At 61.0% G+C, this 25,137-nt stretch carries 18 protein-coding genes; 4 read left to right on the plus strand and 14 right to left on the minus strand.

What is annotated here, in order from left to right:
- Window positions 1–152: 152 nt before the first annotated feature.
- Window positions 153–401 carry a DUF3203 family protein gene (locus tag CKW30_RS03445; RefSeq protein ID WP_056785796.1) on the minus strand — a complete coding sequence of 83 codons (249 nt, stop codon included), beginning with the start codon at window positions 399–401 and terminating at the stop codon, window positions 153–155.
- Window positions 402–522: 121 nt separating this feature from the next.
- Between CKW30_RS03445 and CKW30_RS03450 the strand changes: the two genes are divergently transcribed.
- A complete protein-coding gene (locus tag CKW30_RS03450) occupies window positions 523–1,035 on the plus strand; it encodes an MgtC/SapB family protein (RefSeq protein WP_095179936.1) in 513 nt (170 codons plus the stop codon).
- A gap of 70 nt (window positions 1,036–1,105) precedes the next feature.
- On the opposite strand, the gene CKW30_RS27260 is transcribed toward CKW30_RS03450, so the two are convergent.
- Window positions 1,106–1,264, minus strand: coding sequence for a hypothetical protein (locus CKW30_RS27260; RefSeq protein WP_167351302.1), 159 nt, complete (start codon window positions 1,262–1,264; stop codon window positions 1,106–1,108).
- A gap of 217 nt (window positions 1,265–1,481) precedes the next feature.
- Between CKW30_RS27260 and CKW30_RS03455 the strand changes: the two genes are divergently transcribed.
- The 3 genes from CKW30_RS03455 (at window position 1,482) to glgB (ending at window position 9,241) form a co-directional block, all read left to right on the plus strand.
- Entirely contained in the window at window positions 1,482–3,479 is a 1,998-nt protein-coding gene (locus CKW30_RS03455; protein WP_095179938.1) for an alpha-1,4-glucan--maltose-1-phosphate maltosyltransferase, read from the plus strand.
- A 186-nt stretch (window positions 3,480–3,665) separates the two neighbouring features.
- Window positions 3,666–7,007 carry a maltose alpha-D-glucosyltransferase gene (gene treS, locus CKW30_RS03460; RefSeq protein ID WP_095179939.1) on the plus strand — a complete coding sequence of 1,114 codons (3,342 nt, stop codon included), beginning with the start codon at window positions 3,666–3,668 and terminating at the stop codon, window positions 7,005–7,007.
- Window positions 7,008–7,009: 2 nt separating this feature from the next.
- Window positions 7,010–9,241: a 1,4-alpha-glucan branching protein GlgB gene (glgB, locus tag CKW30_RS03465; RefSeq protein ID WP_095179941.1), complete on the plus strand. Its 2,232-nt coding sequence runs from the start codon at window positions 7,010–7,012 to the stop codon at window positions 9,239–9,241.
- 116 nt (window positions 9,242–9,357) lie between these two features.
- Here glgB and CKW30_RS03470 read toward each other — a convergent pair whose 3' ends face one another.
- The 12 genes from CKW30_RS03470 to treZ all read right to left on the minus strand — a co-directional run bounded on the left by CKW30_RS03470 (window position 9,358) and on the right by treZ (window position 25,122).
- Complete coding sequence (locus CKW30_RS03470) at window positions 9,358–10,410, minus strand: autotransporter outer membrane beta-barrel domain-containing protein (protein ID WP_095179943.1); 1,053 nt, start codon at window positions 10,408–10,410, stop codon at window positions 9,358–9,360.
- 379 nt (window positions 10,411–10,789) lie between these two features.
- Window positions 10,790–11,572: an endonuclease/exonuclease/phosphatase family protein gene (locus CKW30_RS03475; protein ID WP_056786852.1), complete on the minus strand. Its 783-nt coding sequence runs from the start codon at window positions 11,570–11,572 to the stop codon at window positions 10,790–10,792.
- 198 nt (window positions 11,573–11,770) lie between these two features.
- Entirely contained in the window at window positions 11,771–12,529 is a 759-nt protein-coding gene (locus CKW30_RS03480) for a PIG-L deacetylase family protein (RefSeq protein ID WP_095179945.1), read from the minus strand.
- Between the two features lie 178 nt (window positions 12,530–12,707).
- Window positions 12,708–13,367, minus strand: coding sequence for a glycosyltransferase family 2 protein (locus CKW30_RS03485; RefSeq protein ID WP_095179947.1), 660 nt, complete (start codon window positions 13,365–13,367; stop codon window positions 12,708–12,710).
- Window positions 13,364–13,963: a class I SAM-dependent methyltransferase gene (locus CKW30_RS03490; protein ID WP_071172362.1), complete on the minus strand. Its 600-nt coding sequence runs from the start codon at window positions 13,961–13,963 to the stop codon at window positions 13,364–13,366. Before CKW30_RS03490 ends, CKW30_RS03485 begins: the two co-directional genes overlap by 4 nt.
- A complete protein-coding gene (locus tag CKW30_RS03495) occupies window positions 13,960–14,718 on the minus strand; it encodes a PIG-L deacetylase family protein (RefSeq protein ID WP_095179949.1) in 759 nt (252 codons plus the stop codon). The genes CKW30_RS03490 and CKW30_RS03495 overlap by 4 nt, the downstream gene beginning before the upstream one ends.
- On the minus strand, window positions 14,715–15,713 hold the full coding sequence (locus tag CKW30_RS03500) for a hypothetical protein (RefSeq protein ID WP_056785820.1): 999 nt from the start codon (window positions 15,711–15,713) through the stop codon (window positions 14,715–14,717). Before CKW30_RS03500 ends, CKW30_RS03495 begins: the two co-directional genes overlap by 4 nt.
- A 1-nt stretch (window position 15,714) precedes the next feature.
- Window positions 15,715–17,874 (minus strand): glycogen debranching protein GlgX, encoded by a 2,160-nt coding sequence (glgX, locus tag CKW30_RS03505; RefSeq protein WP_041480983.1) that lies wholly within the window; start codon window positions 17,872–17,874, stop codon window positions 15,715–15,717.
- 239 nt (window positions 17,875–18,113) lie between these two features.
- Window positions 18,114–18,452 (minus strand): DUF2934 domain-containing protein, encoded by a 339-nt coding sequence (locus CKW30_RS03510; protein ID WP_095179950.1) that lies wholly within the window; start codon window positions 18,450–18,452, stop codon window positions 18,114–18,116.
- 21 nt (window positions 18,453–18,473) lie between these two features.
- The gene (locus CKW30_RS03515) at window positions 18,474–21,248 is read right to left on the minus strand and encodes a malto-oligosyltrehalose synthase (protein ID WP_095179952.1); all 2,775 of its coding nucleotides are present in this window, start codon (window positions 21,246–21,248) and stop codon (window positions 18,474–18,476) included.
- Window positions 21,245–23,323 (minus strand): 4-alpha-glucanotransferase, encoded by a 2,079-nt coding sequence (gene malQ / locus CKW30_RS03520; RefSeq protein WP_095179954.1) that lies wholly within the window; start codon window positions 23,321–23,323, stop codon window positions 21,245–21,247. Before malQ ends, CKW30_RS03515 begins: the two co-directional genes overlap by 4 nt.
- Window positions 23,320–25,122 carry a malto-oligosyltrehalose trehalohydrolase gene (gene treZ / locus CKW30_RS03525; protein WP_095179956.1) on the minus strand — a complete coding sequence of 601 codons (1,803 nt, stop codon included), beginning with the start codon at window positions 25,120–25,122 and terminating at the stop codon, window positions 23,320–23,322. Before treZ ends, malQ begins: the two co-directional genes overlap by 4 nt.
- Window positions 25,123–25,137 lie beyond the last annotated feature (15 nt).

Below are 25,137 nucleotides of genomic sequence, written 5' to 3' on the forward strand. Positions count from 1 at the left end.
CGCCGATCTGTTTGCAGAACAGACTCAGGTTTGGCAATAAAAAGCGGATCAGATGAGATTTGACGCAATGCCTGCGACAACTTGAAGCAACCTGCCAGGCAAGGCGCAAACGCCTATTGCAGGCGCCTGCGCCGGGTGTTGATCGAGATCAATCAAACCACCGAATCACTGTCATCGGCCTTCAGATGTTTGCGCCCGTCCTTGGCCCCGGCGACGGTCAAGACATCGGCTTCTGCTTCGGTGATGTAGGCGCGTTTGCCTTCGATTTCCACGAACGACATGGCTTTTTCGCTATCGGTCTCGACTGTCAACGTGTCGCAGATACGGATTTCCTCACCATGCTCGACGGTGAAAAAACACACTTTCTGCTCAGGGTTGGATTCATCGATTCGAACGGTCATGGCGGCAGTCCTTTCAAGTGAGGTCTGCACGTTAGGAAACGCAGCGCGCAGTTCGTTCTGCGCAACCGATTAATGGTCGCTGTTGTCCATCGCTTATCAAGCCAATAACAAGGGAAGCACGATGGAAGACTGGTGGGATGAAGTGTGGGCCACGATGCAAGCCGAATTTGCCGATATCGGCGACGCCTCGCGAATGACCCGGATCACCGTACGCCTGCTGATGGCGGCGATTCTCGGCGGGATACTCGGATTTGAGCGCGAGCATAAAGGCAAGGCAGCGGGCGTGCGCACGCACATGCTGGTGGCGTTGGGCGCTGCGCTATTCGTGTTGGTGCCGCAGACTTCGGGCGCAGAATCCGATGCCATGAGTCGGGTCTTGCAGGGTGTGATTGCCGGGATCGGCTTTCTCGGCGCCGGCACCATTCTGAAAAATCAGCAGGGCGACGAGGCCCATGTCAAAGGCCTGACCACGGCGGCGGGCTTATGGATGACGGCGGCGATCGGCGTGGCGGCGGGGCTGGGCAAGGAAGCGACGGCATTGCTCAGTACCATTCTGGCACTGGCGATCTTCAGCGTGATGCCTTACGTGGTGAGAGTGTTCGAGAAGGATGTCGACAAGAACGACCACCTCTGACTTCCCGCCGGCTGATGGTCGTTGCCTGATAGTTCCCACGCTTCGCGTGGGAACTATCAGGGGGGCAGGGTCAGACGATCACCGGCGGCATCGTATTCGGTGGCTCTTCTTTCGGCGGTGGCGTGGTGCCGGGTGGCTCTTGCTCGGGCACCGGTGGCGGCTCTGTATCCGGCAGGGTGGGTTTGTCGATGTTCGGATCAGGCGTTTCCGCCGGGATCGGGATGTTCATCTGATGACCTCCGTATGGCACATGGCGTGGGACGTGCTTAAGTGAGTTGACCCGGCCACGGCAAATTCGATCCGCCGGTTTGTCTTGTTAATTTCATCTGAACTTTTCCCCGCGCCGGTTGCTCGGAACCTAAGTGAGTTCATGACAGGGCCGGCGCTTTGTCGCGAATACTGTTCCGGCACAAGAGCGTCCTTGGGGCGTTAAGGAGAGATGCTCAATGACTGCTGAAAGACCTTCAGAGCTGAGTTACAACCCGCACATGCCATTGTCGCAGGCGTTGCTGCTGCCTCGAATCGTCATCGAAAACACCATGCCGACCCTCGACGGCGGCCAGTTTGCCGTCAAGTCGATTGCCGGGCGCGAAGTGGTGGTGACCAGCAAAGTGTTTGCCGACGGCCATGACAAGCTCGCCGTACGCATCCGCTGGCGCGAAGAAGGCCAGGAAACCTGGCAGACCGAGGTCATGTCCGATCAGGGCAACAACACCTGGCAAGGCCAGTTCCGCCCCGAAGAGCAGGGCCGCTATCTGTATTGCATCGAAGCGTGGATCGACCATTTCGCCAGCTTCCAGTACGAACTGGAAAAGAAGCACAACGCTGCTGTGCCGGTTTCCCTGGAGCTGCAGGAAGGCCGAACCATGGTGCAACAAGCCGCAGAACGCAGCGAAGGTCAGCTCAGCGAGCAGCTCGCCGCGCTGCACCATGAATTGTCCGGCCTGCTCGAAACCGAGCAGGTTGCGCTGTTTCTGCACTCGCGCAGTGCAGAGCTGATGGCCCAGGCTGATCACCGCGCCTACCTCAGCATCAGCGCCGAATTCCCCATGGACGTCGAGCGCGAACTCGCCGAGTTCGCCAGTTGGTATGAGCTGTTTCCGCGCTCGATCACCGACGATCCCCAGCGTCACGGCACTTTCAACGACGTGCACTCGCGTCTGCCGATGATTCAGGACATGGGCTTCGACGTGTTGTACTTCACGCCGATTCACCCGATCGGCCGCGCCCACCGCAAGGGCCGCAACAATTCCCTGACTGCTGGCCCGGATGATCCCGGCAGCCCGTATGCGATTGGTAGCGAAGAGGGCGGCCACGAGGCGATTCACTCGCAGCTCGGCACCCGTGAAGATTTCCGCCGGCTGGTGGCTGCCGCCGCCGATCACGGTCTGGAAATCGCTCTCGACTTCGCCATCCAGTGCTCCCAGGACCATCCGTGGCTCAAGGAGCATCCGGGCTGGTTCAACTGGCGCCCGGACGGCACGATCAAATACGCCGAAAACCCGCCGAAGAAGTACCAGGACATCGTCAACGTCGACTTCTATGCGCCGGATGCAATTCCGAGTCTGTGGGTCGAGTTGCGCGACATCGTCGTCGGCTGGGTCAAGGAAGGTGTGAAGATCTTCCGCGTCGACAACCCGCACACCAAACCGCTGCCGTTCTGGCAATGGCTGATCGCCGATGTGCGCACGCTGTATCCGGAAGTGATTTTCCTCGCCGAGGCCTTCACCACGCCGGCGATGATGGCGCGTCTGGGCAAGGTCGGTTATTCGCAGAGCTACACCTATTTCACCTGGCGCAATACCAAGGCCGAACTGGCGGAATATTTCACCGAGCTGAATCAGTCGCCGTGGCGCGAATGCTACCGGCCGAATTTCTTCGTCAATACCCCGGACATCAACCCGGCGTTTTTGCATGAGTCGGGGCGTCCCGGTTTCCTCATCCGCGCTGCCTTGGCAACGATGGGCTCGGGCCTGTGGGGTATGTATTCCGGCTTCGAGTTATGCGAATCGGCACCGGTGCCGGGCAAAGAGGAATACCTGGATTCGGAGAAATACGAAATCCGCGTCCGCGACTTCACCGCACCGGGCAACATCATTGCCGAAATCGCCCAGCTCAACCGCATCCGCCGGCAGAACCCGGCGCTGCATACGCATCTGGGCCTGAAAATCTATAACGCCTGGAACGACAATATTCTGTTCTTCGGCAAGCGCAGCGCCGATGGCAGCAATTTCATTCTGGTCGCAGTCAGCCTCGATCCGCATAACGTGCAGGAAGCGAATTTCGAACTGCCGCTGTGGGAAATGGGCCTGCCGGACGATGCCACCACCCATGGCGAAGATTTGATGAACGGCCATCGCTGGGACTGGCACGGCAAGTATCAGTTCATGCGCATCGATCCGGCGTATCAGCCGTTCGGGATTTGGCGGATTACCGCTTCGTAACATTTGCACCGCCTCCGTGGCCAGGGGATTTATCCCCGTTGGGGCGCGCAGCGGCCCCTTTTTTCAAGCTGCACCGCGTTAACAATTTGCGACTGCTGCGCAGCCGAACGGGGATAAATCCCCTCGCCACAGGGGCTCACCACTGCGAGTCCCTCGGTGTATCAGAGAATTTTTCAGGAGTTCCACATGGCGAAGAAACCCAAGGCAGCCGCCTTCATCAAAGACCCGCTCTGGTACAAGGATGCGGTGATTTATCAGGTTCACGTCAAATCGTTTTTCGACTCCAACAATGACGGGATCGGCGACTTTCCCGGGCTTATCGCCAAACTCGATTACATTGCCGACCTCGGCGTCAACACCATCTGGCTATTGCCGTTCTATCCCTCGCCACGTCGCGACGACGGTTACGACATCGCCGAATATCGTGGCGTGCACAGCGACTACGGGACCATGGCCGACGCCAAGCGCTTCATTGCCGAAGCGCACAAGCGCGGGCTGCGGGTGATCACCGAGCTGGTCATCAACCACACCTCCGACCAGCACCCGTGGTTCCAGCGTGCACGCAAAGCCAAGCCCGGTTCAGCGGCGCGGGATTTCTACGTGTGGTCCGATGACGATCAGAAATACGACGGCACGCGAATCATCTTTCTCGACACCGAAAAGTCCAACTGGACCTGGGATCCGGTCGCTGGCCAATACTTCTGGCACCGCTTCTACTCGCACCAGCCGGATCTGAACTTCGACAACCCGCAAGTGATGAAAGCCGTGTTGTCGGTGATGCGTTACTGGCTCGACATGGGCATCGACGGCCTGCGCCTCGACGCGATTCCGTACCTGATCGAGCGCGACGGCACCAACAACGAAAACCTGCCCGAGACCCACGACGTCCTCAAGCAGATCCGTGCCGAGATCGACGCCAACTATCCCGACCGCATGCTGCTGGCCGAGGCCAATCAGTGGCCGGAAGACACCCAGCTGTATTTCGGTGACACCGACGCTGCTGGCGTCAATGGTGACGAATGCCACATGGCCTTCCACTTCCCGCTGATGCCGCGCATGTACATGGCGCTCGCGCAGGAAGATCGCTTCCCGATTACCGACATTCTCCGGCAGACCCCGGAAATTCCGGCGAATTGCCAGTGGGCAATTTTCCTGCGCAACCACGATGAACTGACCCTGGAAATGGTCACCGACCGCGAGCGCGATTACCTGTGGAACTACTACGCGGCTGACCGTCGCGCGCGGATCAACCTCGGTATCCGTCGTCGTCTCGCACCGTTGATGGAACGCGATCGTCGCCGCATCGAACTGCTCAACAGTCTGCTGCTGTCGATGCCCGGCACGCCGACGCTGTACTACGGCGACGAAATCGGTATGGGCGACAACATCTACCTCGGCGATCGCGATGGCGTGCGTACACCGATGCAGTGGTCGATCGACCGCAACGGCGGTTTCTCCCGCGCCGATCCGGCCAGTCTGGTACTGCCGCCGATCATGGACCCGCAGTATGGCTATCAGTCGGTCAACGTCGAAACCCAGTCCGGCGATCCGCACTCGCTGTTGAACTGGACGCGCCGTCTGCTGGCCGTGCGCAAGCAATCGAAAGCGTTCGGCCGTGGCACGTTGAAAATGCTCTCGCCGGCCAACCGTCGCGTGCTGGCTTATACCCGCGAATACACCGATGCCGACGGCAAGCACGAAATCATTCTGTGCGTGGCCAACGTCTCGCGCAGTGCGCAAGCGGTCGAGCTGGACCTGTCGGCGTATGTCGGCATGGTGCCGGTGGAAATGCTCGGTGGTAACGCGTTCCCGCCGATCGGTCAGTTGAATTTCCTCCTGACCCTGGCGCCGTACGGTTTCTATTGGTTTGCACTGGCGGCAGAAAACCAGATGCCGAGCTGGCACGTCGAGCCGGCGCAGAGCCTGCCGGATTTCACCACGCTGGTGCTGAAAAAGCGCATGGAAGAACTGCTCGAAGCGCCGTCACGTACGACGCTGGAGCAAAGCATCCTGCCGAGCTGGCTGCAGAATCGTCGCTGGTTTGCCGGCAAGGATGCGGCGATCGAGAAGGTCAATCTGGCTTACGGCGTGCGCTTCGGTGACGCCCAGCACCCAGTGCTGCTCAGCGAAATCGAAGTCACCAGTGGCGGCCAGACCAACCGTTATCAGCTGCCGTTCGGCTTCATTGGCGAAGACCATGTCGGCCCGCCATTGCCGCAGCAATTGGCGCTTTCGCGTGTACGCCGTGTGCGTCAGGTCGGCCTGATCACCGATGCGTTCACCTTGGAAACCTTCGTCCGCGCCGTTCTGCAAGGCATGCAGAACAACACCGTACTGGAGTCGATCGAAGGCGAAATCCGCTTCGAACAGACAGATCATCTGGAAAAACTCGGCCTCGGCGCCGAGTCGGATGTGCGCTACCTGTCGGCCGAGCAATCGAACAGTTCAGTGGTAATCGGCAACAGTCTGGTGCTTAAGCTGATACGCAAAGTCGCTTCTGGCGTACACCCGGAACTGGAGATGAGCGCTTACCTGACCGAGGCCGGGTTTGCCAATATCTCTCCACTGCTTGGTTCGGTGATTCGCCGCGACGCGCAAGGCGAAGACAACTTGCTGATGATCGCCCAAGGCTATCTGAGCAATCAGGGCGACGCATGGGAATGGACGCAGAACAACCTCGAACGGGCGCTGCGCGATGAACTAGCCGACGCCATGTCCGAGCAGGAGCAGCATTACAACGCCCTCGGCGAGCTGAGAGACTTCGCCGGCATGCTTGGTCAGCGTCTGGGCGAGATGCATCAGGTGCTCGCTGCGCCAACCGACAATGCCGACTTCGCGCCGCAAGTGTCGTCGAGCAAGGACATGGCCGCGACGGGCAAGGATGTCACCGCCCAGGTCGAACACGCCTTGAAACTGCTCAAGCAGCATCAAGGCGAGTTGAACGCGGCGGATCAGAAACTGGTCAAGCGTCTGCTCGACGAGAAGAAAACCATTCTTGCCCATGTGCAGGATCTGGCGAAGAAAGCCACCGGCGGCTTGCGCATTCGGGTGCATGGCGACTTGCATTTGGGCCAGGTGCTGGTGATCAAGGGCGACGCCTACCTGATCGACTTCGAGGGCGAACCGGCGCGGCCATTGAGCGAGCGTCGCGGTAAACACAGCCCGTACAAGGACGTCAGCGGCGTACTGCGTTCGTTCGATTACGCAGCGGCGATGACCATCAATGTGCATAACGTTGATAACAGCGTCGAAGCCGAAGCGGCGCGCAAACGGGTCGCCGATCGTTATCTGCGTGAGGCACGCGAGGCATTTGTCCAGGCATACCGCGAGGCAGCAGCTAGTCTTGAGCATGCCTGGCAGGATCCCGAGGGTGCCGACGCCGCACTGGCGTTGTTCGGCCTGGAAAAAGCCGCTTATGAAGTGGCCTACGAGGCGGAAAACCGCCCAACGTGGCTGCCCGTGCCATTGCACGGCTTGTATGGATTATTGACAGGGCTTAAACCCTTTTCCGATCTTGGTGGAGAGTAGTCATGAGTTTCTCGAACAAGGAACAGGGTGTGGTAAAGGAAGCATTGTTACCCTCGGCGCGCGACATCGATGCTTTGGTGCGCGCTGAACATCAGGACCCGTTTTCCATTCTCGGCCCGCACGGCGATGGCGCTGGTGGGCAGTTCATCCGCGCTTATCTGCCCGGTGCGCTGAGTGTGGCGGTGCTGGACAAGGACAGCGGCGAAGAGCTTGGCCCGCTGGAGATGACCGAGACGCCGGGGCTGTTTGTCGGCCATTTCGATCAGGCGCGACCGTATCTGTTGCGCACACGCTGGGCCGGTGGCGAGCAGGTCGCCGAAGATCCATATAGCTTCGGTCAGTTGCTCGGCGAAATGGACCTGTATCTGTTTGCCGAAGGCAATCACCGTGACCTCAGCGCTTGCCTCGGTGCACAGCTGAAAACCGTTGATGGCGTTGACGGCGTGCGCTTTGCCGTGTGGGCACCGAATGCCCGCCGTGTTTCAGTGGTCGGCGATTTCAACGTCTGGGACGGGCGTCGCCACCCGATGCGGCTGCGTCATCCGTCCGGTGTCTGGGAACTGTTCATCCCGCGCCTGCAAGCGGGGGAGTTGTACAAGTACGAAATTCTTGGTGCCCACGGCATTTTGCCGCTCAAGGCCGACCCGATGGCACTGGCCACCAGCCTGCCGCCGGACACCGCTTCGAAAGTTGCCTCGCCCCTGCAGATCGACTGGCAGGATCACGACTGGATGAATTCCCGTCAGGATCGCCAGCAGCGCTCCAAACCTCTGTCGATCTACGAGTTGCACGCCGGTTCCTGGCAGTGCGAGCTGGATGATCTCGGCGAGGTCGCGCGCCAGTACACCTGGCCGGAACTGGCCGAGCGCCTGATTCCTTATGTCAAAGAGCTGGGTTTCACGCACATCGAACTGATGCCGATCATGGAGCACCCGTTCGGCGGTTCCTGGGGCTATCAGTTGCTTTCGCAATTCGCCCCGAGTGCGCGTTATGGCTCGCCGGATCAGTTCGCCGAGTTCGTCAACGCCTGTCACCAGGCCGACATCGGGGTGATTCTTGATTGGGTGCCGGCGCATTTCCCCACCGATACCCACGGCCTGGCCCAGTTCGACGGCACCGCGCTGTACGAGTACGGCAACCCGCTGGAAGGCTTCCATCAGGATTGGGACACGCTGATCTACAACCTTGGCCGCACTGAAGTGCACGGCTACATGCTCGCCTCGGCCTTGCACTGGCTGAAACACTTCCATATCGACGGCCTGCGTGTCGATGCGGTGGCGTCGATGCTGTACCGCGACTATTCGCGCAAGGCGGGCGAATGGGTGCCGAATCGCCACGGCGGTCGGGAGAACCTGGAGGCGATCGACTTCCTGCGGCATTTGAACGACGTGGTTGAGCTGGAAGCGCCGGGTGCGCTGGTGATTGCCGAAGAGTCCACCGCCTGGCCGGGCGTCAGTCAGAGCACCCAGCAGGGCGGTCTCGGGTTTGCCTACAAATGGAACATGGGCTGGATGCACGATTCGCTGCACTACATCCAGCAAGATCCGGTGTACCGCGCCCATCACCACAACGAGTTGAGCTTTGGTCTGGTCTACGCCTGGTCGGAACGCTTCATCCTGCCGATTTCCCACGACGAAGTGGTGCACGGCAAGCACTCTTTGATCGACAAGATGCCCGGCGATCGCTGGCAGAAGTTTGCCAACCTGCGCGCCTATCTGAGCTTCATGTGGACGCATCCGGGCAAAAAGCTGTTGTTCATGGGCTGCGAGTTTGGCCAATGGCGCGAGTGGAACCACGATCAGCAGCTGGACTGGTACCTGCTGCAGTATTCCGAGCACAAGGGCGTGCAGAAACTGGTTGGCGATCTCAACCGGCTGTATCGCGAAGAGCCGGCGCTGCACGATCAGGACGATGCGCCGCAGGGCTTCCAGTGGTTGATTGGCGACGATGCGATCAACAGCGTTTACGCGTGGTTGCGCTGGAGCAAGGATGGCTCGCCAGTGCTGGTGGTTGCCAACTTCACCCCGGTACCGCGCCAGGCGTATCGGGTCGGCGTGCCGTTTGCCGGGCGCTGGACCGAGCTGTTCAACAGTGACGCCGACATTTACGCCGGCTCCAACTATGGCAATGGCGGCGGAGCGTTGACCGAAGAAGTGCCAAGCCATGGTCAGTCGTTGTCGCTGGAACTGAACCTGCCACCATTGGCGGTGTTGATTCTCAAGCCGCAGGGCTAGCACCTGTGGGAGCGAGCCTGCTCGCGAAGGCGCCATGTCAGTCAACGATGATGTTGAAGGTGGCACCGCTTTCGCGAGCAGGCTCGCTCCCACAAGGTTCTTCAGCGTTCAGCAGATTACCAACGCATCCGCACTCCAAGGCTGCCGATAATGCCGTTCAGATCATTGTCATCCACATCGCTGCTGTAATCGGCGCTCATGTACAGGCTTACCGCCGGTGTGACCCGCGCCACCAGTCCCAAGCCCAATTCCACTGTTGAAGACTTGCGGCTGCTGCTGATCTTGTCGACCTGATCGAGGGTCACCGTGCTGCCGGTGTACACCGTGTGCCAAAGGTTGGTGCGCACGTAGGGTTCAACAGGCAACCCGTTCAAGTCATAACTGCCTTTCAATCGCGCACCGACACGGCCACTCCACGCGGTCAGGTCGGTCGACGAGGCGTCGCCCGAGCCTGCATAAGGCGCGTCGAGGCTGATGCGCTGGTTGATCAGTTGCGCCTGTGGTTCGACCACCCAGTTGTCACTCAAGCCGATCGGATAACCGCCTTCAACGGAAAAGGTCATCGCGTTGCCTTCGGTGGCTTGCCGATTGCCTTGCGGGGTCCGACTGAAACCGCTGACCCGACCGCCGCTGGCCGACAGGTCGACGTGCCAGCCCTGCGCGCCGACCAGGCTGTAATAGGCGCCAAGGCTCTGGCCTTGCAGGTTGAGGCTGTCAGTGTTGCGGTCGGCGAGGGCGCGTCGGGTCAGCGCACCATCGGCATTCAGCTGGACCTGATTGTCGCCACCTATGAGGCCAAGGGTCTGGGTAGTCCCGTTAGCGCTTTTCAACGTGACCACGGCCGGACCTTTGAACTCGCCACCGGCCATCGCATAACCGGAAGACAGTGCGTCGGTCTGTGCTTGCCGGGCGCTTTTGCCGTAGAGCTCGTCCCAGGCAGACGGGGCAAGATCTTCGGTGATCAGGCGCGAACTCTGCTGACTCAATGGCAGCGGTCCGGGCGTTATCACGGTCACTGGCAAGGTCATCACAGGGACATCGGCGCGATACCACGCGGGTTCATCCGCCGAAAATTCCGCATGCGCCTCCATGGACGAGCACAGCAACAGCGAACCTGACACTGTGCAAAAAGTGATTTTCAATTCATGTGGGGTCAGTGAAGTTTTCATGGAGGTCTACCTTGCAAGCGCATGCGTCATCTCGAGTTTGGCGTCTCTCCTACCCCGAACGAGGGGCGACCGAATAGAGCGGGGCGAACCGCGGCTGCTCGATTTCGCGAGTGCCGGAAGGTCAGCCCCAGTAGTGATTCCGGGGGTAGTAAGGTAGAGATAAGAAGAGCGACGCCTGCGCGTCAAGAAAATGCACGATGAATGGCGCGCTTAAATCAGCAACCGCAAGCATTTGTTTTTCTGCACATAACTAAGTGCTTGTTTGCATGGAAAAACGCTTGCGAAGGGTGCATTTGACGGTTTTTTGCCGCCGACGAAAGGTCCTTCCGAGCGGTAATTGCCGGAACGACCTGTCATTGGATGGCTGTCAAAAATGCAGCTAGAGGTGCACCTCAACCGCCAAGGGAAGATGATCCGACAAATGCGTCCACGGCTTGTTGCCGAGAATCCTTGGATCGTGGCTGCTGGCATTGCGCAGGTAAATCCGGTCCAGGCGCAACAGCGGAAAACGCGCCGGATAGGTTTTCGCCGGGCGCCCATGATGACGTTCAAAAGCTTCGTGCAAATAGTCGCGACGGGCGAGGGCGGCGTTGCCCTGCAACTGCCAGTCATTGAAATCACCGGCAATGATCACCGGCGCATCGTCGGGCAGTGATTCAAGCAACTGGCAAAGCAGCTGCAACTGCAATTGCCGATGGCTCTCCAGCAGACTCAAATGCACACAGATCGCGTGCACCTCGGCATGCCCGGGCACATCAAGAATGCAGTGCAACAGGCCGCGCCGTTCAGGCCCGGTGATCGACACGTCAAGGTTGCGGTATTCGCGGATCGGGTATTTCGACAGCAGCGCGTTGCCGTGGTGGCCGTCGGGGTAAACGGCGTTGCGGCCGTAGGCAAAATCGCTCCACATACTGTCGGCGAGGAATTCGTATTGCGAGGTCTGCGGCCAGTCGTTGTAGCGACTCGAATGGCGTTCGTGTTCACCCACCACTTCCTGCAGAAACACCAGATCGGCCGAGGTACTGCGCATCGCTTCGCGCAGCTCCGGGAGAACGAACCGCCGATTCAGCGCGGTGAAGCCCTTGTGGGTGTTGACCGTGAGTACCCGCAGGCGATGAATGACTGGCGCGTCGACCACTTGACGCTTGGGATCGCTGGACACGTTCACTCCTCTGATTTGGGCCATGCCTGTTCATGCGACTGGTTTGAGGGGGTGGCAGTTCCTTCCGATGATTCACTGCTGGGCCAATGTGGGAGCGAGCCTGCTCGCGAAGACTTCATCACGTTCAATACATCTGACACATGACACACCGCTTTCGCGAGCAGGCTCGCTCCCACAGGTATTGTGAGCTTCCGCCGTTCAGAAGAAGACGATTTCATACGGCAAGCGCATCCGCTCCAGCAGCACCGGGGGCAGCAGCGGGGCGATGCCGATGGCCGGTTCGCCCTTGAGCTGGCTGGCGTAAGCGTGGGTGGCGTGGCTCTTGCGCGCTACCGTCCAGGTGTCGAGACGCAGCTTGCGCGCGCGTTCCCAGGGAATCATTTGCTGCTCGCGCTCCGGCCAGTGCCAGGCCCACACCGGCACATCGTGGTAGGTCGCCCCGGCCTTTTGCGCCGCGTCGAAACTGGCCCGGCCAACCACTTCATGATCCGGCGGGCCATCCTTGCGCCAGGTACTGAACACCACGTCGCCCGGTCGCAGGTAACGGCCGATGAACTCGGCGAGCTGGCTTTGCTGATCACTCAGTGCGTTGTCGGTAAAGCCGCCGCGCACCCACTTCAGGCTGTGCATGGGCAGGCCGAGGCGGCGCAGGGCTTCGACGCTTTCCTGCGGGCGGAACACGCTCAGGCGTTGTTCCGACCATTGCCGCGAGCCGGGGTGGCTGGCGCTGCCGTCGGTAATCGAGAGCAATTGCAGTGGATGGCCAAGGCTGGAAAGTAATTGCAGCAGACCGCCGCAAGTGACCACTTCGTCGCCCGGATGCGGGGCGATGACCACGGCGCGGGCGCCGGCGGGAACCAGGCTGTGGGTGTTGATGACGGGAATATTGTCGAGTTGCGGCGCGCTGTTCCAAATCTGTGCTGGCAGGCCGTGTTCGTTGAGCAATGACGATTTCATGAGTGCGACGTCCTTGTGGTATCTCGCCCTCAGTCGTGAACAGCCAACGCTGATCGCGGCCCGTGAAGGCAAATGAATAGCAACGGTGCAGTGCTCCAACCCTTGGATTACTGCGAGGCAGAGTATTGCTCAAGACAGCCGATTCGTCGCGTCACAGATCAATCTGATCCGTATTTTTTTATTCCAGCTGTGCCAGATTGCGCAGAAAGTCACCGAATCCGCCCTTGGCCCGACTGTCCAGACGGGCGCTGGTGTGCACTTGCGGACGGTGGCTCCAGGCGATATTCGCACCGCTGCGCTCCAGCGCACGCACCAGTTGCACGTCCTCGTCACAGGTCAGCGGTTTGAAACCGCCGGCCAGGCGATAAGCCTCGGCGCTGACACCGAGGTTGGCGCCGTGAATGTGTCGATGGCCATCGCGGGCCTGATAATGGCGGTGATAGCGAATCTGCGCCGCTTCATCGATCGATTCGTGCCAGTGCTCGACGGTCACCGTGCCGCACACTGCGTCCGCCTCCAGTCCCAGTTGCGCCGCCAGCCAGTCATCGGCGACGCGGCTGTCGGCGTCGGTGCAGGCGATCCAGCGGGCACCGCGCTCGAGCAGCAGTCGCGCACCGGCGGCTCGGGCTTCGCCGACGTTGCGTGCGTCGATCTGCAGGCTCAGCACCGGATAAGCGCTGACAATCTGCGCCGAGGCGTCGCTGCAACTGTCGAGCACCACCAGGATTTCCACCGGCTCGCCGGCCAGTTGCCCATGCTGGCTGGCCCGCAGGGCGGCGCGCAGGCATTCATCGAGCAGCGCTTCTTCGTTGTGCGCGGGAATCACGATACCGATCAACGCAAGCCCTCCAGTGCCGCCACCGAGCGTGGCTCGCGGCTCCACAGTTCGAGAATGAAATCCGCTTCCTGATGCAGCACCAGACGCGGCAAAGCCAATTGATCGTGGATCTGATCGTGGACCTGACGTGCATTCAACGGGCAGCCCTCGATCGGCGGGCGCCAGTGGCAGGCCAGCAATTGGCCGTCGGCGGTCAGTGACTCACTGATCCGGCGGATCATTTCTGTCAGATCTTTTTCGTCGAGGTAGTAGCCGACTTCGCTAAATACGATCAGGTCGAATTTTTCCTCCGGCCAGTCAGCCGGGAGGCGGCCCTGACGGACTTCGGCATGCTCGAACACGCTCAAGCGCGTACGCGCCAGCTTCACTGCCGCGCTCGCCGTGTCGCAGCACAACAGGCGGTCGCAGCGCGGAGCCAGTTCTGCACTCAGTTCGCCGTTGGCGCAACCCGGTTCGAACACCGACCTGTAGCGCGGACGCGGCAGGGCGGCGAGGGTGATCGCGCGTTTGCGCTGCTCGTACCAGCGCTGGCGGAACGCCCATGGGTCGTCATTGCCCGCGAACAGGCCGTCGAAATAGCGGTCATCGACGCTCACAGGAACACCACTTCAAAAGGTTGCAGCAAACGATCAAGCACATAGGGCGCAAGCACCGGCCCGAGCCCGACGTCGCGGTCGCCTTCCAACTGGCTGGCGAACGCGTGGGCCGCGTGGCGTTTGCGCGCGATGTGCGTGGGTGACAGAAGAATCTTGCGCGCGCGTTCCCATGGCACCGAGACGTCTTCCGGGGTTGCCCAGTGCCAGGTCCAGACCGGAAGTTCATGGCAGGTCGCACCAACGCGTCGCGCCGCTTCGACACTGGCGCGGCCGACGGCCTCGTGATCGCTGTGACCGTCCTGGCGCCAGGTAGTGAAAACCACATCATTGGCGTGCAGATAACCGGCGATGAATTCGCTCAACCCGGTTTCCTGAGCCGCCACTTGGGTGTCGGTAAACCCGCCGCGCAGCCATTTCAGGCTGTGCATCGGCAAGCCGAGGCGGCGCAGAGCTTCTGCGGATTCCTGCGGTCGCACCACGCTCAAGCGTTCGACCGTCCAGCGTTGCGAGCCGGGGTGACTGGCGCTGCCATCGGTAACCGAGATCAATTGCAACGGCCGTCCGGCTGCCGCCAGCAACTGCATGATGCCGCCGCAACCGAGCACTTCGTCATCCGGATGCGGCGCGATGATCACCGCCCGCGAACCCAGCGGTACCAGGTCAAGAACGTCGATGGCGGGCAGTTCGGCCAGACGCCGCGAACCCTGCCATTGCTGCAGTGAAGTGCCCTGGCCGACGATCGGGTTGTCCCTCATAACGCCCAGACCTCGCAGGATTGACCGGCAATCCGCTGGCCCAGTGCAGCAAGGTCGCGTTCGGCGTGACTCTGGCGCAGAAACACCGGCAAGTCTGCACTCAGTCGCGCAAAATGCCGATCCTGACAAAACGGCCCGGCACCCAGCGCCCGCCCGACCTCGCGCATGACCTGTTCGGCAGACTGCTCGACAACCGCGCGGGCGCGACGGGCCAGCAGTTCAGCGTCGGCATCAGGCTGCGCATCGATTTGCAACGCGCTGAAGCGCAATACGTCGGCTGCCGCTTGCAGTGCTGTGTCAGTCGCACCGAGATGGGCGAGGGCGTGCGGTTCATCGCGTTGCGCGCAATGCTGACGCAGCCCTTCGGCAATCCGCCGTGAAGCGCCGTACCAGCAAGCCGCGATTCCGATCCCGCCCTGCCAGAACCCCGGCCGGTGCAGATAATCACCGGGGTTGCCAATGGCCTGCGCTTCGGCGTTGTCGAACAGCACTTCAACGCTGCCGGTGGCCGCCATGCCCACCGCTTGCCAGCCTTGATCGGTGATGGTCACGCCAGGTTGATCGAGTGCGACTGCAACCAATTGCTGCTGACCGTCCGCGTCCCATGCGGTGAGCAAGGCGTGGCTGAGCACCGCCGCGCCAGAGCACCAGGCCTTGCGCCCGTTCAGCATCACCATATGCCCGGACGGCGTGACTTTCACCCGTGCCTGCGGCGGTTCGGCGGCCCACATGCCCCACGTGCTGCCCGGGGTTGGCGTACCGCCCAATTGCTCGATGATCGCCAGCGCATCCGTGTGGCCTTCATAGAGTTTGCACAGCCCAAGATCGTGTCCGCCCACCTCCGATAGACGCTGGAAGCGCTCCAGCGTGTGACCGCTGCCGGGCAACGGCAAGCGGTCGAGGCCGGCCTCGACCATTGCCCGCAGGCAACGGCCGAGGGCATTGGTGTCGGCGTAATCTGGCGGACGGCGGGCCAGATAATGTTGAAAGTCCATATCAATCTTCTTCGTCGCGTTGCAGTTCGAACAACAGCAACGAACGCCCGGTCACCGAATACTCGTGGCCGAATTCGAAGCGTTCCTGGCCGCGAATCGACGGCTGATTGGTATCGATCATGCACGTCCAGAAGCCACCATCCGGTACTTCCGGCAGGGTGAAGTTGACGATGTCATGGTGTGCGTTGACCACCAGCAGCAGAGTCGCGTCGGCACCTTTGCGACGGATGCCGGTTTCCTGCGCGCGACCGTCGAGCAGCATGCCCAGGCAGCGATTGTGCGCATCGTGCCAGTGCTCGGTGGTCATTTCGGTGGCGTCCGGTGCCAGCCAGGTCACGTCCTTGACGCCGATATCTTCGTTGTACTCGCCGACCAGAAAACGTCCGCGACGCAGGATCGGATAAGTCAGGCGCAGCTTGATCAGGCGTTTGACGAACTTGAGCAGGGCCTTGCCGTCCTCGCTCAGGTCCCAGTTGACCCAGCCAATCTCACTGTCCTGGCAATAGGCATTGTTGTTACCGTCCTGGGTGCGGGCGAACTCGTCACCGGCGACGATCATCGGCGTACCTTGGGCCAGCAGCAGAGTGGCGAAGAAATTGCGCATCTGCCGGTGGCGCAGAGCGTTGATTTCCGGATCGTCGGTCGGGCCTTCGACGCCGTGGTTCCACGACAGGTTGTTGTTGCTGCCGTCCTGATTGTTTTCGTCGTTGGCTTCGTTGTGCTTGTCGTTGTACGAGACCAGATCGTTGAGGGTGAAACCGTCGTGGGCGGTGATGAAGTTCACCGACGAATACGGCCGGCGCCCGCGCTGGTTGAACATCTCCCCGGAAGCGGTCATGCGGCTGGCGAAATCGGCGAGCTGGGCGTCGTCACCTTTCCAGAACGCACGCACGGTGTCGCGGAACTTGTCGTTCCACTCAACCCAGCCCGGCGGAAAGTTGCCGACCTGATAACCGCCGGGACCGCAGTCCCACGGCTCAGCGATCATTTTCACCTGACGCAGCACCGGGTCCTGACGGCAAGCGACGAGGAAGCTGTGGCGCTCGTCAAAACCATCGTGATAACGGCCAAGAATGGTTGCCAGGTCGAAACGGAAACCGTCGACGTGCATCTCACTGGCCCAGTAGCGCAGGGAGTCAGTGACCATTTGCAGCACGCATGGGTGACTCAAGTCCAGGGTGTTACCGGTGCCGGAGTCGTTGATGTAGTAGCGCTTGTCATCGGGCATCAAGCGGTAGTAGGAGGCGTTGTCGATACCGCGCATCGACAGAGTCGGACCTTGCTCGTTACCTTCGGCGGTGTGGTTGTAGACCACGTCGAGAATGACCTCGAGATTGGCATCGTGCAGGTGCGCGACCATTTCCTTGAATTCGGCAATCTTGCCGCTGGCCAGATAACGCGGGTCCGGGGCGAAGAACGCGATGCTGTTATAGCCCCAATAGTTGGTCATGCCCTTTTGCAGCAGATGCTGATCGTTGACGAAGGCGTGAATCGGCAGCAGTTCGACAGACGAAACACCGAGCTTGCGAATGTGCTCAAGCACGTCGTCGACCATCAAGCCGCCAAAGGTGCCGCGCAGGTTTTCCGGCACCGAAGGATGACGCATGCTGATGCCGCGCACGTGGGTTTCGTAAATGATGGTCTTGTCCCACGGCACGCTGACACGATGGTCGTTGCCCCAGGTGTGGGCCGGGTCGATAACCTTGCACTTGGGCACGAACGGCGCACTGTCACGCTCGTCGAAACTCAGGTCGGCGTCGGGGTGGCCGATGGTGTAGCCGAACAGCGCCTCCGACCATTTCAGCTCGCCGACCAATTGTTTGGCGTAAGGGTCGATCAGCAGTTTGTTGTGGTTGAAACGGTGACCATTGGCCGGGTCATAAGGACCATAAACGCGGTAGCCGTAAATCAGCCCCGGATGCGCATCCGGCAGGTAGCCGTGGTAGATCTCATCGGTGTATTCCGGCAGCTCGATGCGTTCGAGTTCGACTTCGCCGGCATCGTCGAAAATGCACAGCTCGACCTTGGTGGCGTTGGCGGAAAACAGAGCAAAGTTCACCCCCAGACCATCCCAGGTCGCACCCAGCGGGAAGGGCAGGCCTTCACGGATTCTCGACGGCTCGGCGTGCGCAGCGGGTTCGGCTTTCTTTGGACGGGTCATGATTGCTCCTGCAAAAAAACGGGACAGTTCAGGCAATGAGATTTCCTTGTGGGAGCGAGGCTGCTCGCAAAAGCGTCGGTACATTCGACGTTTTCACCAACTGACCTAGCGCTTTCGCGAGCAGGCTCGCTCCCACAGGGTGGTGTGTTTTGCCCCAAGAAGGGCTTTCTTCGGGGCGCAAGAACCCCTTGTGGCGAGCACGCTCGCCACACAGTCATTCAGTTCAAATATGGATCGGGTCAGTTCGCCGGAGGCTTCTTCGCGGCTCGCGGCTTTTTCTCGGCAGCCTTTTCGCCCGGCGGGACTACTTTGGCCGTGGCCGCAGGCTTGGCTTTCGCCGCTGGTTTGGCTTTGGCGGCTGCCGGTGTCTTGCCGTCGGTGCTTTTCGCTGTTGCCGCTGTAGTCTTGCCAGCCACTTTGCTGCCAGCCGCTTTTGGTGGCTTCTTGGGTGCCAGCGCTTCGGCCTCGGCCAGCTTGCGCGCCATTTCCCAATGACGTTCTTCGTGGCCTTCAGGTTTCCCTTCCGACTCCCAGATCTGATAGGCGAATTCGCGAATGCGTTTATCGTCGGTGCTCATCGCAATGCTCCTGAACTGAACTCATGCTTGTGTTAAGTGTTGGATAAAGAGATTGACCGGGACATCCCCCAGCGCTTCGCTGACATTCAGCTCCCTGTTTTGTGTGACTACGCTGCTGGCAAAAAGTCCCTTCAGGTTTGCATCCGAAGCGGCAGACGGTAAAACCACCCGCGTATCGCCCCAGCGCAGCGCATCGACCTGCGGGATGGCACTGTTTTCCAGCAACGTTGCGCAACGCACCGGCACTACGACAATGGCCCGCACGCCTTCGTGTTCACGCGCGAATGCCAAGACGTTGTGCGCCTGACTGCCCAGTACTTCCAATGGCTGGTAATCGCCACGGCGGAACAGTTCGCCGTGGTCCTTGCGCAGGTTCAACACCTCGCTGATCAGCGCCTGTTTGATGCGCCCGTCACGCCAGTCCTTGAGCAGTTCGGTACCCGGCACGGATGCCTGCAACGCTTGCTCGCGGGCGGCGTAATCCACCGGGCGGCGGTTGTCCGGGTCTACCAGACTGAAGTCCCAGTACTCGTTGCCCTGATAGAGATCCGGCACACCCGGCACGGTCATGCGCAGCAAGGTTTGCGCCAGCCCGTTGAGCGCGCCGGCAGCGGCGATGCTGTTGACGGTCTTGCTCAGCGCCGCGCGCAGCAATTCGCCTTCTTCGCCGGTCAGCAGTTTTTCCGTGAAGGCTTGCGCTGCGTTTTCATAGGCTTCATTCGGCGCGCTCCAGCTGCTTTGCAGCTTGGCTTCGCGCAGGGCTTTCTGTTGCCACTGCCAGATGCGCTTGGCGTAATCGGCGAAACCGGCCTCGTCGTGGTCCCGCAGATCCAGCGGCCAACTGCCGAGCAACGCCTGATACAGGATCAGTTCGTCGCCGGCAGACGGCGCGTCATCTTCGATGCGCACGGGGCGGGCGAGGGCGCGCCACAGTTCGACCTGATCGGCGTACCAATGGCTGCGCTCACTGAGTACGGCCAGCCGGGCACGGGTGTCTTCGCCACGCTTGTGGTCATGGGTAGCAGTCGCGAGCAGGTTGTCAGGAAACTCGGCCATGCGCTGTTGATTGACTTCGTGGAACTCGCTGACCGGCGCGCTGAATTGCTCGGTGTTGTAACCGACATCATTGCGCGACAGCAGCACCGCCGAGCGATACAGCGCGGTGTCTTCCACGGCTTTGGCGGCTGCCGGCGAGGTCAACTGCTGGAAACGCACGCAGGCATGTTTGAGAATCTTGCGCGAGCGCCCCCGTGGCTTGCGGCGCCACGGCGTGCCGCCAAGCCAGCTGGCGACCGAGTCGAGCACTGGCCAGTCAGCTTCGCTGAGGGTCTGCCGCGCACCGTCCATGGCGTGCAGGAAAATCGCTTCGTCCTGCTCGGAACGGCCCATCGCGCTGATGTAGGTGCGATAAACCGGGAAGTGCACGATCAATGCGTGCAGCACGCGACGAATCGCGCCCAGGGTCAGGTCGCGGGTCATCAAGTCATCACGTGCTACCTGATGCAGCGCCTGGGCAACACTTTCGAAATCGCTGGCCAGCGAACCGTTAAGAATCTGCTGACGGGCCAGTTGCGCTTCTTCCATGAACGCTGCCGGGCGCTCGGTGCGGCGCTGCCAGAGTTCGCCGAGGACATGTTCGCCGTCCGGGTCGTGTTGCAGCAGCGACAGCTGATTCATGAACTCGTAACCGGTGGTGCCGTCGACGCTCCAGTCGCGGCGCAGGGTTTCGCCCTCGCCGAGGATCTTCTCGACATAGATCGGCAGATGACGTCCCGACGCCAAGTGATCCAGACGCCGACGCAATTTGCGGCAGTAGCCACGCGGGTCGGCAAGGCCGTCGATGTGGTCGATGCGCAAGCCGTCGACCAGACCTTCTTCAACTAACTGGAAGATCTTGCCGTGGGTTGCTTCGAACACCGCCGGGCGCTCGACGCGCAGGCCGCCAAGCTCGTTGATGTCGAAGAAGCGCCGCCAGTTGATGTCGTCCGCCGCCGTGCGCCAGCTGGCCAGGCGATAGCTTTGCCGCTCGAGCAACTCGTGGAGCTTGTGGAAGCCCTCGTCAGTGGTGGAATCGTATTGGGCGACATTGCTTTCGATGGTGGCCAGAACACGCGGATCGCTTGCCAGCTCTCGCAACTCCTGCTTCAGCGGGATCGCCAGCGAGTGAGCATCGGTCTGGTAACTGAGCGTACTGAAGCGATCTGCCAGAGACTTCAGCGTGTCGTCGGACTTGAGCAGCTCGCCATAGTTGTTCGGGCAGATCGGGAAGTGGTGGTCGTAATGCTCGACGTAAAAAGTCCCGGTCTGCGCGTTGAATTTGAGCTTGAGTGTGCCTTCCTGCAACGCCACGCCGTAGTCACTGCCAAGAAACGGCAGCAGCAATTGGCCTTCCATCAACGGGTCCGGCGAGTGCCACTGAATGTCGAAGAATTCGCCATACGGACTCAGGCGTCCCCATTCCAGCAGGTCGAGCCACCACGGGTTGTCATTGCCGCCCACGGCCATGTGGTTGGAAACGATGTCGAGAATCAGCCCCATGTTGTGTTCACGCAGGGTGCTGACCAGTTGGCGCAATGCCGGCTCGCCGCCCAGTTCCGGATTGACTTGGGTCGGGTCGACCACGTCGTAGCCATGCATGGAACCGGCGCGCGCCGCCAGCAATGGCGAGGCGTAGATATGGCTGATGCCGAGTCGGGCAAAGTAGGGCACCAGTGGCACCGCTTGTTCGAGGGTAAAACCTTTATGAAATTGCAGGCGCAACGTGGCGCGCAGTGGCTGGATTTGCTGTTGATTCATTGGTCACGCTCAGAGGCTTGAAGGCGCGCGCAGGCCAGCAGTTCCAGGCGGCGGGCGGCGTCGGGGCCGTCCAGCAACGCTTCGCTGGGACCGGGCAAACGTCGCGACCAGTTCGGATGTGAATCGGTGGTGCCAGGCAGATTCGGCTGTTCATCGATACCCAAGGCATCTTCCAGCGGCAGCAGTACCAGCGGCGCGCGGGTGTGACCGAGGAAACGCACACTGGCATCGACCACTTGATCGGCTTCGTGGGACTCTTCGCGGAAGTTCTGCGGATCCTGACGCAGCGCATCGCGCAGGCCCTCACGTTCACGCTCGCGATGCCGGCGCCAGTCGATTTCGCCGTTGGCGTCGACCAGGCCGAGGCGCGCGTTCCAGTCGATATCGCGGCCATGCCACCAGCCATTGAGTGTCGGCAGGTCATGGGTGCTGGTGGTGGCCAGGGCATCATCCGGCCAGTCGAGAATCGGTTTGAAGCGGGTATTGTCCTGTTCGAACAACAGCACGCGCATGCCGAGAATCGAGCGCGCGGCGAGTTTTTCCCGCAGGCCTTCCGGCACGGTGCCGAGGTCTTCACCGAGCACGATGGCTTGATGCCGATGCGACTCGAGGGCCAGCAGACGCAGCATGTCGTCGAACGGATAATACAGATAGGCGCCATCGGCCGGGGCGGCGCCGTTGGGAATCACCCACAGGCGTTGCAGGCCCATGACATGGTCGATGCGCAGGCCTCCGGCGTGGGCGAAGTTGGCGCGCAGCATCTCGATGAAGGCACGGAAACCGTTGCGGATCAGCCCTTCCGGCGAGAACGCGGAAATGCCCCAACCCTGGCCGCTGCGGTTCAGGATGTCCGGCGGCGCGCCGACGGTCAGCGAGGCGAGCAATTCATCCTGAAAACTCCAGGCCTGACTGCCGGCACCGTCAGCACCGACGGCGAGGTCGGCGATCAGGCCAATGCCCATGCCGGCGCTGCGCGCGGCAGATTGCACGCGCTCGAGGCAACGATGGATCAGCCATTGGCAGAAGGCGAAATAACCGATGCGCTCGGCATATTCTTCGGCAAAAGCGCCCAGCGCCGCGCCGCGCGGGTCGTGCCAGTGCTCCGGCCATTCGCGCCAGTCGAGGCTTTCGCCACGGGCGGCGCGCATTTCCTGAATGGCTTCGAAGCGACAATGATTCTCCAGCGCTTCGCCACCGGCATGACGGAAACTGGCGAAGTCGGCGTGCAGCGGATGCTCGCCAGCGACGAAACCATCATATAAGGCTTGCAGCAGTTTCTGCTTGGCTTGGGCGGCGGCAGGCCAGTCGATCAGCTTGAGATTTTCCAACTGGTCGAACTGCGCGGCCAGGCCACTGGCATCGATTGCGTCACGCAATGCGCGCTCGCCGAGAATGCTGCCCGGCGCTGCGTACAGTGAATTGAGAAACAAGCGGCTGGACGGCGAATAGGGGCTGTAGCGGCCATTGTCTGAGCTGAACATCGCGTGCATCGGGCTGATCGCCAGTGCATCGGCGCCACGTTCGCCCGCTACACGAACCAGTTCCTCCAGCGCTTGGGTGTCGCCGAAGCCACCGTCACCCGGACGGCGCAGCGAATACAGCTGGGCGCTCAGACCCCAGGCGCGCGGGATCGGGCTATCGACCGCATCGCCAACGCTGAAACAACGCTCAGGCGCCACAGCGAGAGTGAAATACTGATCGCCGATGTGCACTTGCTGGTAACCGACCGGAATCAAGCCGGGCAACATGGCTTCGTTGTCCAGCTTGAGGTTCATCTGCGAGCCGTCTTCAAGATGAATCTCGCAGGGCGTCTCCGGTGTGAAGTAGCGACTCAGGTCGAGGGCAACGCCAACGTCGCAGGTCAGCAGGGGCGGCAGATGGCGGTCTTGCTGGACTTCTTGCAGTTGCAACAGGCTGGCATCGATTTCTTGCGCGGTGCTGGCGGGGTGGCCGAGTCCGATCAGGACATTGCGCAACACAGCGGGAGCGACTTTTTGCTGACGCCCGTTGGCGTCGATCCAGTCGACGGCAAGGCCGGCTCGACTGGCGAGTATTTCCAGTTGCGCATCGCTCATAGGCGCTCTCCATCCAGGGGGTGCAAAAGGGGTGCGGCCGTGAGGCTGACGAGCGCGGTGTACGCCGGCAGATGGTTCGGGTCCGACAGTTCGATCGCGGCTGGCTGTTGAAACAGCCACTCGGTATCGGTCTGTGCAGGGTTGACCACTGGCGTGTCACTGAGGTTCAGGTCAATTCGCAGCTCACTGCCGTTGCCCAGCCGCCAGCGCGCGCTGACCGCTCCATAGCCGAGCATTTGCGCGCCCAGAGCCTGGGTCCCGGAGAGATGGGGAATGATGTACTGATGGCGCAACTTCAGCAGTTGCCGGTAGAGCTCATGGGTCTGCTGTTGCAATGGCGTGCCGCTCCCGGACAGTCGCGGCTGCGAAGCGTGGAAGGTGCTTTCGGCATTTGGATCAGGGATCTGTTCGCGCTTGTGCGGATCGGTAAAGGCACTGAATGCGGCGAACTCGTTGCGCCGACCTTCACGCACCAGTTCCGCCAGTTCACCGTGGTGGCTGGTGAAAAACAGGAACGGTTGCTCGGCGGCAAACTCGTCGCCCATGAACATCAGCGGAATCATCGGCGACAGCAGCAACAACACCGTCGCCGCCTGCACCGCACGCGGGTCGGCAAGCTGATGCAGACGTTCGCCAAACGCGCGGTTGCCGATCTGGTCATGGTTCTGCAGGAACAACACGAAAGCGGTGGAGGGCAGATGTTCGCTCGGCTCGCCCCGAGGTTCGCCATGGCGAGTGATGTGGCCCTGGAACACGAAGCCCTGACTCAGGCAACGCACCAATTGCTCAGTGGGCTGCGCTGCATAGTCAGCGTAATAGGCGTCGGTTTCGCCGGTCAGCAGCACGTGCAACGCGTTATGACCGTCATCGTTCCACTGCGCGTCGTAATCGTTTTCCAGCAGGCTCGACTGGTTCAGCTCGTTTTCGACGGTCAGCCAGACGTGCCGGGTCGGGTCGATCTGCTGGCGAATGCGCCGGGCCAGATCGCTGAGGAAATCCGGGTCTTCAATTGCGTGCACCGCATCCAGACGCAGGCCGTCGAAACGGTATTCGAGCAGCCACATCAGTGCATTCTCAATGAAGAACTCGCGCACTTCCGGGCGGCGGAAATCGATCGCCGCGCCCCAAGGCGTGTGCTTGTCCTCGCGGAAAAAGCCCTTGGCGTAACGATGCAGATAGTTGCCGTCGGGGCCGAAGTGGTTGTAGACGACGTCGAGAATCACCGCCAGGCCATGGCCGTGGGCGCTGTCGATCAGGTGTTTGAGTTGTTCCGGTGTGCCGTAGGAGGCTTGAGGCGCGTAGGGCAGCACCCCGTCGTAACCCCAGTTGCGATCACCGGGAAATTGCGCCAGCGGCATCAGTTCGATCGCGGTGATGCCCAGCGCCACCAGCCGCGCCATATGCTGTTCGACTTCGGCAAATCCACCGAGCGCACCGACGTGCAACTCATAAATTACCGCTTCACTCCACGGCCGACCATTCCAGGTCGTGTGCCGCCATTGATAAGCATGGGGGTCGACCACCACGCTGTGGCGGTCAAGGTCACCATCCTGCGCTCTGGAGGCCGGGTCCGGCACCTCCAGTTCGCCATCGATGCAGTAACGGTAGCGACTGCCCGCCGGGCAATTGGCCTTGATTACAAACCAACCGTCACCTTGAGGCAGCATGGGCAACGATTTTCCATCTTCCAGTTCCACACTGACGTAGAACGCGTCAGGCGCCCACAACGCAAATTGCGTGTGCTCGGCATCCAGCATGATCGCGCCGTGGGGCCAGGTTTCTTGGGTCCTTGACGGCATTTTCTGCAACTCCCT

The organism is Pseudomonas sp. Irchel 3F6, assembly GCF_900187595.1.
Lineage (GTDB): Bacteria > Pseudomonadota > Gammaproteobacteria > Pseudomonadales > Pseudomonadaceae > Aquipseudomonas > Aquipseudomonas siliginis.